Genomic DNA, 12,939 nt, shown 5'->3' with positions numbered 1-12,939 from the left:
GGGGATGTCATCCCCAGGGTCGGCGCGGCATCCGCGGTGCGCGGTGCCGCAGACTGGGTGGGTGGCTTCCCTCAAGTACGCCGAACTCGGCGCCTTCCTGCGGGCGCGGCGCGACCGCATCCGCCCCGAGGACGTCGGCCTGGTCGTGGGCCCGCGGCGGCGGGTGCCGGGACTGCGCCGCGAGGAGGTGGCGCAGCTCGCGGGCGCGTCGGTCGACTACTACAACGAGCTGGAGCGGGGCGCCGGCTCCCAGCCGTCCGAGCAGATGCTCGCCGCGCTGGCCCGCGCCCTGCGCCTGACGTCGGACGAGCGCGACTACCTGTACCGCCTCGCGGACCGCCCCCTGCCGGTCCACGGCGGGCCCCGCTCGCACGTGCACCCGGGGATGACGGACCTGCTGGCCCGGCTGACGTCGACGCCGGCGCAGGTCATGACCGATCTGCACGTGACGCTGGTCCAGAACCCCCTCGCCGTTGCCCTGCTCGGCGACCACTCGGGGTTCCGCGGCAGCGACGCGAGCTTCCTGCACCGCTGGTTCACCGACCCGGACGCGCGCCTCATCTACCCCGAGGCGGATCACGCCGCGCAGTCCCGGACGTTCGTCGCCGATCTGCGGGCCGCCGCGGCCCGCCGTGACGCGAAGGACCACGAGGCCCGCGCCCTGATCGGCGAACTGACCGCCCGCTCGGCCGAGTTCGCCGCACTGTGGGCCGAGCACGAGGTACGGGTGCGACGCGACGACCGCAAGCGCATCAACCACCCCACGCTCGGCGTGCTGGAGGTCAACTGCCTGCACCTCTTCAGCGAGGACGGCCGCCAGCGGCTGCTGTGGCTCACCCCGGCCCTGGGCACGGACACCGCGGACAAGCTGGATCTGCTGGCGGTCCTGGGAACCCAACTGGCGGATGCGCGGGGCTGAGCGGGCCCGCATGGTAGTTTTCGTATACAAATTGTATGCGAGGCGGTTCCACAGGAGCTTCAGATGACGACGTCCGGCCGGGAGAAGGCGTACGCCTACCTCAAGGGAACGGTGCTCACCGACCCGGCGATGCAGGGTGAGTTCCTCTCCGAGCAGGAGATCGCCGACCGCATCGGAGTCTCCCGTACGCCCATCCGCGAGGCGCTGCTGCTGCTCGCGGCGGAGGACCTCGTCGAGATGGTGCCGCGGCGCGGGGCGCGCGTCGCCCGGCTGACGGGGCGGGAGATCACCGAGCTGATGGAGCTGCGCGGCATCGTCGAGCGGTACGCGGCCGAGCAGGTCATCAAGGCCGACCGGGCGCCCGTCGCGGAGCTCGTCGAACTGCTGGAGCGGCAGCGCGGGTTGAGCGGTCCCGACGACGCCAAGGAGTTCATCGCGATCGACCACCGCTTCCACGCGACGATCGTCTCGGCGGTCGGCAACGGGCTGCTGGACAAGCACTACGACGGGCTGCGCAGCCGCCAGGTGCGCGCGGGCGTGGTCGCGCTCTACAACCAGAGCGGCCGGCAGCGGTCGGTGATCGACGAGCACAGGGCGATCCTCGACGCGCTCACCGCGGGCGACGCCGCCGCGGCGGCCGCGGCCATCGACGGCCACCTGGAGTCGACGCTGCGGGTCCTGCTCGCGGGCTGACGCGCTCCCGCCGACGACCGGGCTGTACCGGTCGCCGGTTCCGTTCGGCGTCAGCCCTGCGGCACGGCTACTTCGGGTACGTGATCGCGGCGTCGTCGAGCCTGCGGTTGGCCAGCACCGAGATCTTCTCGCGCACCCGCTCGACCTCGGCGACGTCCAACTCCGCGACGATCAGGCCCGGTTCGGCGTCGAGCCGCTGCCTGACCGTGCCGTCCGGGCCGACGAGCATGCTGTGGCCGATGCCCGTCGGGGCCGTGCCGGTGGTGACGACGCCGCTCGCCGCGGGGTCGGCCTGGCCCACGGCGGCGAGCCACACCGTGGCGTCCAGGGCGCGGGCCCGTACGAGGAGGTCCCACTGGTCGGTCTTGCCGGGGCCCGCGCCCCAGGACGCGGCGAGCAGGGTGGCGACGGCGCCCGCGTCGGCGTGGGCCCGGAACAGCTCGGGGAAGCGGACGTCGTAGCAGGTGGCGAGGCCGAGGCGGACCCCGTCGACGTCGATGGTGACCACCGTCGAGCCGGGGGCGACGGTGTCGGACTCCGCGAAGCCGAAGGCGTCGTAGAGGTGGATCTTGTCGTAGGCCGCCTCGACGCCCGGCCCGGTCGCGAGCAGCGTGTTCGTGACGCGGCCGTCCCCGGCGGGGGTGAACATCCCGGCGACGACGACGATCCCGGCCGCCTCGGCGATGGCCCGCACCCGGTTCGCCCACGGTCCGTCGAGCGGTTCGGCGAGCGGGCCGAGCGGTGTGCCGAAGCAGGCCATCGTCGCCTCGGGGAGGACGACGACGCGGGCGCCCGCGTCGGCCGCGCGGCGCGCCTGGTCCTCGACGAGGTCGAGGTTCTTGGCCGGGTCGGGTCCGGTGGTGAGCTGGCTCAGGGCGATGCGCATGAGGTGTCCCTTCGGGTCGGGTGACGGGTGCCGGGGATATGGACGGTACGGGTCAGACCGTGGCCTGCGAGACCAGGCGGGCGTCCTCGTCGGTGGCCGCCCCCGGGTCGCGGCCCAGCAGCAGTCCGGTGACGGTCACGGCTGCGGTGACGGCGACGTACACGGCGAGCGGCACCCAGCTGTCGAACGCGCCGAGCAGCGCCGTGAACAGCAGCGGGGCGATGGCGCCGCCGATCAGACCGGCCAGCGTGTACGCGAGGGAGGACCCGGTGGAGCGCAGCCTCGGCGAGAACTGTTCGGCGACGAACGCGGCCTGCGGCCCGTACATCAGGGAGTGCAGGACCAGCGCGACGATCACGCCGAGGACGAGCAGGCCCCAGGAGCCGCCGCCGACCATGCCGAAGAACACGAACGGCCAGATGCCCGCGCCGACCGCCGAACAGCCGTACAGCAGGCGCCGGTTGACCCGGTCGGACAGGGCGCCCGCGAGCGGGATGAGGAAGATCTGGAGCGAGGAGCCGATCAGTACGGCGGTCAGGGCCGAGCCCCGTGACATGTCCAGTTCGTCGGTGGCGTAGGTCAGCACGAAGACGGTGAACAGGGCGTACAGGACGTCCGGGGCGACGCGGGCGAGGATGGCGGCGACCAGGGCGCGGGGCTGGCGGGTGAGCACCTCGCGCACCGGCGCCTCGGGGCGGGACTGCTCTGCCTCCATGGCCTGGAAGACGGGGGTCTCCTCCAGCTTGGCGCGGATCCACAGGCCGAAGCCGACGAGGACGCCGGAGATCAGGAAGGCGACGCGCCATCCCCAGGACAGGAACTGGTCCTCGGTGAGCAGGGCGCCGAGCGCCGCCAGGACGCCGTTGGCGAGGAGGTTGCCCGCGGGTGGTCCGACCTGGGCGGCCGAGGCGAAGAAGCCGCGCTTCTTCGGGTCGCCGAACTCGCTGGAGAGCAGCACGGCGCCGCCCCATTCGCCGCCGACACCGACGCCCTGCGCGAACCGCAGGACGACGAGCGCGATGGGCGCGGCGGCGCCGATGGAGCCGTGGGTGGGCAGCAGACCGATCAGGAAGGTGGCCGCTCCGATCAGCACGAGCGTCGCGATCAGCACCTTCTTCCGGCCGATCACGTCGCCGAGCCGGCCGAAGACGATGCCGCCGAGGGGGCGCGAGACGTAGCCGACGGCGTACGTGGAGAAGGCCAGCAGGGTGCCGGTGAGCGGATCCTCGGAGGGGAAGAAGAGGTCGCCGAAGACCAGCGCCGACGCGGCGGAGTAGACCGCGAAGTCGTACCACTCCAGGGCGGTGCCGGTGAGGCTCGCGAAGAAGGCGCGGACGAGTCCGGAGCGGTTCGGCCTCGCCGCCGGTGGTGCGGCCTGGCCGCGGGGTGTGTCGTGCAGCATTTCGGTCCTCGGATCGGGGGGACGTCAGCGGTTCGGGGAGTCTCGGGGAGATCGACCTTTCGGCATACTTCTTGTATACAGGTCGTATGCGCAAGCCCTGAACGGGAAGTTAACCGCTTCGCAACCCTCCTACCTGCCCACACCTGGAGATGCCATGACCCTGCTCACCTTCGAACTGCCCGACGGCTCCACCCGCGAGGTCGACGTCGTCCAGGTCCTGAACGCCGGATACGCCGGGCGCAGCCAGGACGACGTCGCCGCGCACGTCGCGGAACTCGCCGAGCTGGGGGTGCCCGCGCCGACGACGACGCCCGCGCTCTACCCGATCTCGCCCTACCTCGCGCAGCAGACCGACCGGGTCGCCGTGCAGCACGGGCGCACCTCGGGCGAGGCGGAGTGGGCGCTGGTCGTGGCCGGGGACGGGGAGCTGCTGCTCACAGCGGCCTGCGACCACACCGACCGGGAGCTGGAGGTGCACGGCGTGGCCTGGAGCAAGAACGCGAGCCCCGACGTCCTGGCCCGCCGCGCCTGGCGGCTGGCCGACGTGGAGGGCCGCCTGGACGAGCTGACGCTGCGTGCCTGGGTCACTGTGAAGGGCGAGGAGACCCTGATCCAGGACGGTTCCCTCGCGGAGCTGCTCACGCCCGGCTACTGGGCCGACGTGCTGCGCGAGCGGGGTGAGCTGCTGCCGGGCACGGTGCTGATCTCCGGCACCATCCCGATGGCGGAGGGCGTCGACCAGTTCGGCGAGGCCTGGCGCGTGGAGCTGGCCGACCCCGCGTCCGGCGGCACGATCTCCCTCGCCTACGACGTCACTCCGCTTCCCGAGCCGATCGGCTGACGTCCGCCGCCGCGGCCCGCGGCGGCCACACCCCCGCCACCAGGACCCCCTCCGCGTACGCCCGTGCCACCAGCTCCGTGCGGTTCGACGCGCCCCAGCGGCGGGAGAGCCTGCGCAGGTGGTAGGTGACACCGTCCGTGGTCAGGCCGGTCTCGCGGGCGGCGCGGGCCGTGGTCGCGCCCGCGGCGAGCAGGGCCAGGATCCGGGCCTCCTGCGGGTGCGGGGGTGGAGCGGCGGCGGACGGGGGTCCGGCGGGCGCGGCCGCCACACCGGTGGCCCGGACCGTCACCAGCAGATCCGGAACGCGGTCCGAGGTGTCGCTGACCGTGTCGACGATCAACTCGCCGCGGCGGGACACCCCGTCGCCGCCGCGCCAGGCCACCGCCACGGTGTAGCGGGAGCGGCGGCGCAGCTTCTGCGCCTCGGCGATCCGGTCGACCTGCACGGCGTCGACCGGGACGAACAGGTCGAGGATCGCACGGCCCTTGAGACGGCCCGCAGTGGTGCCCCACTCCAGGGCGAACGCGGCGTTGACCAGCCGTACGGTGCCGTGCGGGTCGCACACCGCGACCGGCAGCGGGATCCGGTCGAACAGCACCATCGCGCGGTTGCGCCACACCACCCCGTCGCCGGTCTCCATCGCCGCCCGCCTCCTGCCGCCCGTACGCGCACGGCCGTCGCGCCCTCTGCCACGGACGGCGCCCGGCGCACAAGTGCGCCACGCCGTCCGCCACTACACAATCATGTAGTGCGCAGGCTCTGACCAGCAGGGGCAGCGGATCAAGCTGGAAGGCGCGGATCCCCCACGTCCGCGACCGCAACTCCCCTTCCGCGAAAGGCAGTGCCCCACCATGCCGGACTCCGCACCCGTCCCCCCGTCCTCGGACGACGCGGCTTACGCCCGCGCGGGCGTGCCCGTCGTCGACATCTCCGACATCGGTCCGGGGCCCGCTCCCCTCCAGCAGGTCATGGGTCTGATGCGGGAGCACGGGCCGATGCTGGTGCGGCGCATCCACGGGCGGGACGCGCTGTTCGTGTCCGAGCTGGACCTCGTCACGGAGCTCGCCGACGAGTCCCGGTTCAGCAAGAACATCGGGCCCGCGCTGCGCAACGTCCGGGAGTTCGCGGCGGACGGCCTGTTCACCGCGTACAACGACGAGCCGAACTGGGCGCGCGCCCACGACATCCTGATGCCGGCGTTCGCGCTCGGCTCGATGCGGACGTACCACCCGGTGATGTACACGGTCGCGCGCCGCCTCGTCGACTCCTGGGACCGGGCGGCGGCCGACGGCAGCCCGGTCGACGTCCCCGGAGACATGACCCGGATGACGCTCGACACCATCGGACTCGCCGGTTTCGGCTACGACTTCGCGTCCTTCGCGAGCAGCGAGCCGCACCCGTTCGTCGAGGCGATGGTGCGGTGCCTGGAGTGGAGCATGAAGCGGCTCGGCCGCGTTCCCGGCGGCGACTACGAGGCCGCGGACACCGCCTTCCGTGCCGACGCGGACTATCTCGCGCAGGTCGTCGACGAGGTGATCAGCGCACGGGTGGAGAGCGGCGAGCGACACACCGACGATCTGCTCGGGCTGATGCTGACGGCCGAACACCCCCGGGACGGCGGCACGTTGGACACCGCCAACATCCGCAACCAGGTCATCACGTTCCTGATCGCCGGGCACGAGACGACGTCCGGGGCGATGTCCTTCGCCCTGTACTACCTCGCCAAGAACCCGGCCGTCCTCGATCTCGTACGCCGTGAGGTGGACGCCCTGTGGGGTGACACCGCCGACCCGGAGCCCGACTTCGACGAGGTCGGGCGGCTCACCTACACGCGGCAGGTCCTCAACGAGGCGCTGCGGCTGTGGCCGACGGCGGCCGCGTTCAGCCGGGAGGCCCGCGAGGACACGCTGCTCGGCGGCCGGGTCCCCGTGAAGGCGGGGCAGGGGGTGACCGTGCTGGCGCCGATGCTGCACCGGGAGCCGGTGTGGGGCGACAACCCGGAGCGGTTCGACCCGAACCGGTTCACGCCGGAGGCCGAGGCGGCGCGTTCGCCGCACGCGTTCAAGCCGTTCGGCACCGGTGAACGGGCCTGCATCGGACGGCAGTTCGCGCTGCACGAGGCGACGATGCTGCTCGCGATGCTCGTGCACCGCTACCGGCTCGTCGACCACGCCGACTACCGGCTCTCCGTCAAGGAGACCCTCACCCTCAAGCCCGACGGCTTCACCCTCACGCTCGCCCCGCGCACGCCCGCCGACCGCCGCCACACCCCGCTGCCGGGCGCCGCCACCACCGGCCCCGCGCAGGAGTCGGCGGCGGACACCTTGCCGGTACGGGTGCGCCCCGGCACCCGCGCCCTGTTCCTGCACGGCAGCAACTACGGCACCTGCGCCGGGCTCGCCGCGCAGCTCGCCGACGAGGCGACGGCACTCGGCTGCGAGACGGAGATCGCACCCCTGAACACTTACGCGTCGGGCCTCCCCACGGACCGCCCCGTGGTGATCGTCGCGGCGTCCTACAACGGTCAACCGACGGACGACGCGGGACGGTTCGTGGCGGCCCTCGACACGGACACCTCGTCCGACGGGGTGCGGTACACCGTGCTCGGCGTCGGCGACCGCAACTGGGCCGCCACGTACCAGCACGTCCCCACCCGCATCGACGAGCGGCTGGCCGCGCGGGGTGCAAAGCGGTTGTGCGAGCGGGCCGCCGCCGACGCCTCCGGGGACCTGGGCGGCACGGTCCGCGCGTTCACCGCCGGCCTGCGCACGGCGCTCCTGGAGCGGTACGGGGACCCGGAGGCGACCGCCGCCGACGCCGCCGCGCCCACCTCTTCGTTCGAGGTCCGGGAGATCGCGGGCGGGCCGCTGGACGCCGCGGCGGCACACCACGGGCTCGTGCCGCTGACCGTCACCGAGACACGTGACCTGACGGCGCCGGATCACCCGCGGGTCAAGCGGTTCGTGCGGCTCGCGCTGCCCGAGGGCGTGCCGTACCGGACCGGCGACCATCTCGCGGTGCTGCCCGCCAACGAGGCCGGGCTCGTCGACCGCGCGGTGAAGGCCCTCGGCCTCGACCCCGACGCGCTGCTCGACATCCGTGACGCCCGCCCGCGGCGTGCCGCGCTGCCGGTGGACCGGCCCGTCACAGCCCGCGAACTCCTCACGCACCACGTGGAGTTGCAGCACCGTCCCGGCCCGGACGAGGTGGCGGTGCTGGCCGCCGCGAACCCCTGCCCGCCGGAGGCCGCCGCGCTGCGGGCGCTGGGCGCGGACGACCCGCGCACGTTCGTGGAGCTGGTCGAAGCCCACCCGGCGCTGCACGGCGCCCTCGACTGGACGCAACTCCTGTCCCTGCTGCCGCCGTTGCGGACGCGCCACTACTCCATCTCGTCGAGCGCGTCCCAACTGCCGGGCCACGTCGACCTGATGGTCTCCGTGCTCGACGCCCCGGCCGCCTCCGGCTCGGGCCGCTACCGGGGTACGGGCTCCCACCACCTGGCGGGCCTCGGCGTCGGTGACACCGTCCTCGGCCGCGTGCAGCCGTGCCGCGACGCCTTCCGCATCGCTCCTGAGACCCCCGGGCCGGTCATCATGATCGCGGCGGGCACGGGCCTCGCCCCGTTCCGCGCGGCCATCGCCGAACGGACGGCCTCGTCCACCGACCTCGCCCCCGCCCTGCTCTACTTCGGCTGCGACCACCCCGACGGCGACTTCCTGCACGCCGACGAACTCCGCGCAGCCGAAGCCTCGGGGGCGCTCTCGCTCCGCCCGGTCTTCAGCGAGGCCCCGGTCGACGGCCACGCCTTCGTCCAGCACCGCATCGCCGCCGAGGCCACCGAACTCGCCCACCTCCTCGACGCGGGCGCCCGCGTCTACGTCTGCGGCGACGGCGCCCGCATGGCCCCCGGCGTCCGCACCGCCTTCCACACCCTGCACCGCACCCACACCCCCGACGCCGACCAACAGTCGGCCGAGCAGTGGCTGAGCGGCCTCATGGCGGAGGGCCGCTACGTGGAGGACGTGTACGGAGGCTGACACCACATCAAGCCTCTCCGGCGATTGAGGAGCCCCGGACGGCCCTCGCCCTCCGGGGAACCCGGCCCACATCAAGCCCCTCCGGCGATTGAGGAGCGGGGTCCGGGGCGGAGCCCCGAGGCGTGGGCCACCGGCACCGACTGCTGACGGTTCAGCGGGCCCCGGCACCCCGGGACCCCGCCCCCTCCGCCCGACGGAACCCCCACCCGTGGTCCACCGGCCCGATCCCCGCCCCCAACGGGAACCCCGCCGCGATCGCCCCGGTCACATACCCCTTCGCCCTCCGCACCGCCTCCGGCACGGACACCCCCCGCGCCAACCCCACCGCAACCGCCGACGCCAGCGTGCAACCCGTCCCGTGCGTATGCGCGTTGGAATGCCGCGGCGCCCGCAACCAGTGCTCGTCCACCCCGTCCGTGAGCAGATCGACCGCCTCCCCGGGCAGATGCCCGCCCTTGACCAGCACCCACCGCGGCCCGTACGCCAGGAGCCGCTCCGCGGCCCGCCGCATGTCACGCTCGGCGCTGTCCGCCCCGACCTCGACCCCGGTGAGCTCCGCGACCTCGTCGAGGTTCGGCGTGACCACCGTCGCCACCGGCAGCAACCGCTCCCGTACGGCATCCACGGCGTCGTCGGCCAGCAGCCGGTCACCGTGCTTCGAGACACTCACCGGATCCACGACGACCGGCGCGGGCGCATCGGCCAGCAGCTCCGCGACCGTCACCACCATGTCCGGATCGGCGAGCATCCCGGTCTTGAGCGCCTGCACACCGATGTCGTCGACGACACTGCGGTACTGCGTGCGCACGGCCTCCAGCGGCAGACTCCACGCACCTTGCACACCAAGGGAGTTCTGCGCGGTCACGGCGGTGAGCACGCTCATGCCGTGCGCGCCGAGAGCCAGCATGGTCTTGAGGTCGGCCTGGATCCCGGCGCCACCGCCGGAGTCGGATCCGGCGATGGTCAGCACGCGGGGCGGTACGACGACGGGCGTCCCGTTCATGCGGAGACATCCTCTCGGGAGTGGGTACGGGGGTGCGCGCCGCGCGCCCAGGCGGCGGCGTAGGTGTGCGCGGCGGCGCGGGGATCGTCGGCGGCGCAGATGCCGGACACGACGGCCGCCCCCGCCGCCCCGGCGGCCCTCAGGTGCGGCAGGTCACCGGGGGTGACACCGCCGATGGCCACGGCGGGCAACGGACTGAGCGGGACCAGCCCCGCGAACCCGTCACGCCCGAGCGGCGCGGGTGCGTCCGCCTTGGTGCGGGTGGCGTGCAGCGCGCCGATGCCGACGTGGTCGACGCGGGCCGGGTCCGCCGCTGCGGCGCGCAACTCCGCGCCGGTGGCGGCGCTCAGCCCCAACACAGCCTCTTCGCCAATGAGTTGACGTACGACGTGAGCAGGAAGATCCGACTGCCCCACGTGCACGCCGGTGACACGGGCGCCGCTGGCCCGCGCCGCGAGGAACACGTCGACGCGGTCGTTGACGATCAGCGCGACGTGGTCGGGCAGCACCTCGGCCACGTCCAGGACCGTCCGCAGGAATTCCCGCCCACCGGCCCGCTTCTCGCGGACCTGCACCGCGGTGACACCCCCGGCGACGGCCCGCTCGACGGTCTCGGCCACGCTCCGGCCGCGGGCCGCGCACTGGTCGGGGTCGGTGACGAGGTACACGGACAGATCGACGTCGTGGCCGGTGCCCGGTCGTCGCCCGTCGCTCGCGCGCGCCGTCATGACACCTCCGCCCGCTCGGCGACCTGTTCCGGTGTGAGGGCAGCGAGCGCGTCGAGGAAGCCGACGGCGAAACTGCCGGGCCCGGCGGCCGTCCGCGCCGCCGACTCGGCGGCGACCGTGTACGCCGTGGCCGCGGCGACCGTCGTCGCGAACCGGTCCTCGGCCACGGAGGCGAACGCGGCCATCACCGCGCCGAGCGCGCACCCGCCGCCGGTGACGCGGGTCAGCAGGGCGTCACCGTTGGCGATCCGGGCACCGCGCGTGCCATCGGTGACGTAGTCCACGGGCCCGGACACGGCGACCACGCTGCCCGCCGCACGCGCCAGTTCCGCGGCGACGGTCTCGGCGTCCTCGACGTCGTGGGACGCGTCCACGCCCCGGCCGCCGTCGCCCGCCCCGGCGAGCGCGATGATCTCGGAGGCGTTGCCCCGGATCACGGTCGGCCGCAGCGCGAGCAGCTCCGCGGCCAGCGCGGTCCGTACGGGCAGCGCGCCGACGGCCACCGGGTCGAGCACCCACGGCGTCCCCGCGTCCGCCGCGCTCCGGGCGGCCTCGACCATGGCGGACCGCTGCTCGGCGCGGGGCGTACCGAGGTTGACCAGCACGCCCGAGGCGACCTGGGCGAAGGCCCCGGCCTCGTCGGGGATGTCGACCATGGCGGGCGCGGCGCCGACGGCCAGCAGGACGTTGGCGGTGAACCCGGTGACCACGGCGTTGGTCAGGCACTGCACGAGCGGCGCGTCGTTCCGCACGCGTCCGAGCGCGTCGGCCGCGAAGCCGGCGAGGCCACGCTCGGAGGGACGGAGGGGCGGAAAGGGCATGAAGGCGCTCCAAGAAGGGGGACGGTTACGAATGCCGAGGCCCGCGCGGTCGAACGCCGCGACGGTCGTCCGGACCCGCGGGACGTCAGCCGCGTCGCCGCAGCCGCACGGGCGCGTACACCGCGCCGGCCACGACGAACGCCACGTAGTACGACAGGTCGGCGCCGTGCAGCGCCTGCGCGACCGGCCCCACGTACAGGCTGGTGTCCATGAAGGGGACGGCCGAGGCGAAGGCCGCGGCGAAGGCGAGCAGCGCCGGCCGGGCGGGCTGCCTGCGGGCCCGCTCGACGGCGAGGTCGAGCGCCTCGCCGGTCCGCGCCCGCGACCGGGCCCGCGCGTACCAGTCGACGAGGACGATCGCCACGAAACCGGGGATCCAGTAGCCGACGAACAGCAGCACGTTCTGGAAGCGGGCGGTGGTGTCGGCGGCGTGCATCCACAGCACGAGCGGGAAGCCGAGCACGGCGGCGAGGGCCGCTGCGGCCGGGCGCGGGATGCGGACGCCGATGGTCTGGAGGGCGAGCGAGCCGCTGTAGTCGTTCATGGCGTTGCTGCACAGCGCGGCGAGCGCCACGGCGAGCAGCCCGAAGCCTCCCACCACACCGCCGCCGAGCAGCCGGTCGACGCCGGCGGCCGTCTGGTCGGTGAGCACGGACGCACCCCACAGCCCGAGCGCCTGCACCGCGACGAACGACACCACCAGGCCGAGCAGGGTGTAGCAGAACATGCGGGTACGGGAGGTGGTGGCGGGCAGATACCGGCTGAAGTCACTGGCGTACGGCGCCCAGGACAGCGCGAGGCTCAGCGCGATGGTGCTGGTCAGCACGAACGCACCGGCGCGGTCGGCCCCGGCCGCCGGGCCGTGGGCGGCGGGGTGGACGCCGTCGAGCAGCCGCCAGGCGATGAGCAGGAACGCGGCGCCGAGCACGAAGGTCATGACGATCTGGAGCCGGTGGATGGCCTCGTACCCGAGCACCCCGAGGAGTCCTTGGGCGAGCAGCATCACCAGCACACCCACCCAGAACGGCCAGCCGAACAGCCGGGCCAGCGCGTCCCCGCCGAACAGCCCGATCAGGGCGTCCCACGCGATGGACGACAGCCACTGCAACACCCCGGGCAGCACGACACCCCGCCCGAACGCGAGCCCGGCGAGCGGCAGTTGCCCGGCCCCGGTCCGGCTCCCCCACGTCCCCAGGTACGCGGTCGGCACGGCCCCGATCAGCGTGCCGACCACGACGGCGGCGAGCGCGGTGGCGAAGTCGAGGCCGAGCGCGATGCCGACGGTCCCGGTGAACACCCCGGTCATCGTCAGGTTCGGCGCGAACCACACGCTGAACAACCGCCCCGGCCCGCCGTACCGGTTCCCCTCGGGAACCGGCTCGATACCGTGCGCCTCCACACTCAGATCACCGGCCGCCGCGGGCATCCGCCCCTCGAAGGCGCCGACACCACGGTCGGCGGGCAGCCCACTGGAAACATGCGCCAAAGGCATGAGACATCCCTCCGCCAGTACGAACTGGTTCAGGTTCGACGGGTGTGTTCTCAGCCCTCTGGTGGGGCACCCCGTGTCCGGTACGCGGCCAGGGTAACGCGGAAGGTGTCGCGGGCA

At 73.6% G+C, this 12,939-nt stretch carries 11 protein-coding genes and 1 riboswitch; of the genes, 4 read left to right on the top strand and 7 right to left on the bottom strand.

Annotated features, from left to right (window positions below):
• Window positions 1-61: 61 nt before the first annotated feature.
• Window positions 62-919: a helix-turn-helix transcriptional regulator gene (locus ACYBSK_RS15555; RefSeq protein WP_460246494.1), complete on the top strand. Its 858-nt coding sequence runs from the start codon at window positions 62-64 to the stop codon at window positions 917-919.
• A gap of 63 nt (window positions 920-982) precedes the next feature.
• Window positions 983-1,612 carry a GntR family transcriptional regulator gene (locus ACYBSK_RS15550; RefSeq protein WP_457477670.1) on the top strand — a complete coding sequence of 210 codons (630 nt, stop codon included), beginning with the start codon at window positions 983-985 and terminating at the stop codon, window positions 1,610-1,612.
• A 67-nt stretch (window positions 1,613-1,679) separates the two neighbouring features.
• On the opposite strand, the gene ACYBSK_RS15545 is transcribed toward ACYBSK_RS15550, so the two are convergent.
• Together ACYBSK_RS15545 and ACYBSK_RS15540 are read right to left on the bottom strand one after the other, a co-directional pair.
• A complete protein-coding gene (locus tag ACYBSK_RS15545) occupies window positions 1,680-2,498 on the bottom strand; it encodes a carbon-nitrogen hydrolase family protein (protein WP_460246493.1) in 819 nt (272 codons plus the stop codon).
• Window positions 2,499-2,550: 52 nt separating this feature from the next.
• Window positions 2,551-3,900: an MFS transporter gene (locus tag ACYBSK_RS15540; protein ID WP_460246492.1), complete on the bottom strand. Its 1,350-nt coding sequence runs from the start codon at window positions 3,898-3,900 to the stop codon at window positions 2,551-2,553.
• A gap of 154 nt (window positions 3,901-4,054) precedes the next feature.
• Between ACYBSK_RS15540 and ACYBSK_RS15535 the strand changes: the two genes are divergently transcribed.
• Window positions 4,055-4,741 (top strand): DUF2848 domain-containing protein, encoded by a 687-nt coding sequence (locus ACYBSK_RS15535; protein ID WP_457477667.1) that lies wholly within the window; start codon window positions 4,055-4,057, stop codon window positions 4,739-4,741.
• Here ACYBSK_RS15535 and ACYBSK_RS15530 read toward each other — a convergent pair.
• Window positions 4,713-5,381 carry a PAS domain-containing protein gene (locus ACYBSK_RS15530; protein ID WP_460246491.1) on the bottom strand — a complete coding sequence of 223 codons (669 nt, stop codon included), beginning with the start codon at window positions 5,379-5,381 and terminating at the stop codon, window positions 4,713-4,715. The two genes, ACYBSK_RS15535 and ACYBSK_RS15530, sit on opposite strands and share 29 nt — an antisense overlap.
• A 211-nt stretch (window positions 5,382-5,592) precedes the next feature.
• On the opposite strand from ACYBSK_RS15530, the gene ACYBSK_RS15525 reads away from it, so the two are divergent.
• Entirely contained in the window at window positions 5,593-8,778 is a 3,186-nt protein-coding gene (locus tag ACYBSK_RS15525; protein ID WP_460246490.1) for a cytochrome P450, read from the top strand.
• 151 nt (window positions 8,779-8,929) lie between these two features.
• Here ACYBSK_RS15525 and thiD read toward each other — a convergent pair whose 3' ends face one another.
• From thiD to ACYBSK_RS15505, 4 genes are all read right to left on the bottom strand, one after another.
• Window positions 8,930-9,781 carry a bifunctional hydroxymethylpyrimidine kinase/phosphomethylpyrimidine kinase gene (gene thiD / locus ACYBSK_RS15520; RefSeq protein WP_460246489.1) on the bottom strand — a complete coding sequence of 284 codons (852 nt, stop codon included), beginning with the start codon at window positions 9,779-9,781 and terminating at the stop codon, window positions 8,930-8,932.
• Complete coding sequence (thiE, locus tag ACYBSK_RS15515) at window positions 9,778-10,509, bottom strand: thiamine phosphate synthase (protein ID WP_457477663.1); 732 nt, start codon at window positions 10,507-10,509, stop codon at window positions 9,778-9,780. The genes thiD and thiE overlap by 4 nt, the downstream gene beginning before the upstream one ends.
• Window positions 10,506-11,330 carry a hydroxyethylthiazole kinase gene (thiM, locus tag ACYBSK_RS15510; protein ID WP_460246488.1) on the bottom strand — a complete coding sequence of 275 codons (825 nt, stop codon included), beginning with the start codon at window positions 11,328-11,330 and terminating at the stop codon, window positions 10,506-10,508. Before thiM ends, thiE begins: the two co-directional genes overlap by 4 nt.
• A gap of 85 nt (window positions 11,331-11,415) precedes the next feature.
• Window positions 11,416-12,822: a purine-cytosine permease family protein gene (locus ACYBSK_RS15505; protein WP_460246487.1), complete on the bottom strand. Its 1,407-nt coding sequence runs from the start codon at window positions 12,820-12,822 to the stop codon at window positions 11,416-11,418.
• Window positions 12,812-12,906: riboswitch (TPP riboswitch) on the bottom strand. Its footprint overlaps the gene before it by 11 nt.
• Window positions 12,907-12,939 lie beyond the last annotated feature (33 nt).

This window comes from Streptomyces sp. BYX5S (genome assembly GCF_054724165.1).
Note: the sequence above shows the minus strand (reverse complement) of the source record. Positions and strands in the feature narration are given on the sequence as shown.

Excerpts from the sequence above, each read along its gene's own strand:
- thiE (WP_457477663.1), bottom strand. The coding sequence starts at position 10,509 with ATGACGGCGCGCGCGAGCGACGGGCGACGACCGGGCACCGGCCACGAC.
- ACYBSK_RS15550 (WP_457477670.1), top strand. The coding sequence starts at position 983 with ATGACGACGTCCGGCCGGGAGAAGGCGTACGCCTACCTCAAGGGAACG.
- thiD (WP_460246489.1), bottom strand. The coding sequence starts at position 9,781 with ATGAACGGGACGCCCGTCGTCGTACCGCCCCGCGTGCTGACCATCGCC.
- thiM (WP_460246488.1), bottom strand. The coding sequence starts at position 11,330 with ATGCCCTTTCCGCCCCTCCGTCCCTCCGAGCGTGGCCTCGCCGGCTTC.
- ACYBSK_RS15525 (WP_460246490.1), top strand. The coding sequence starts at position 5,593 with ATGCCGGACTCCGCACCCGTCCCCCCGTCCTCGGACGACGCGGCTTAC.
- ACYBSK_RS15545 (WP_460246493.1), bottom strand. The coding sequence starts at position 2,498 with ATGCGCATCGCCCTGAGCCAGCTCACCACCGGACCCGACCCGGCCAAG.
- ACYBSK_RS15530 (WP_460246491.1), bottom strand. The coding sequence starts at position 5,381 with ATGGAGACCGGCGACGGGGTGGTGTGGCGCAACCGCGCGATGGTGCTG.
- ACYBSK_RS15505 (WP_460246487.1), bottom strand. The coding sequence starts at position 12,822 with ATGCCTTTGGCGCATGTTTCCAGTGGGCTGCCCGCCGACCGTGGTGTC.
- ACYBSK_RS15540 (WP_460246492.1), bottom strand. The coding sequence starts at position 3,900 with ATGCTGCACGACACACCCCGCGGCCAGGCCGCACCACCGGCGGCGAGG.
- ACYBSK_RS15535 (WP_457477667.1), top strand. The coding sequence starts at position 4,055 with ATGACCCTGCTCACCTTCGAACTGCCCGACGGCTCCACCCGCGAGGTC.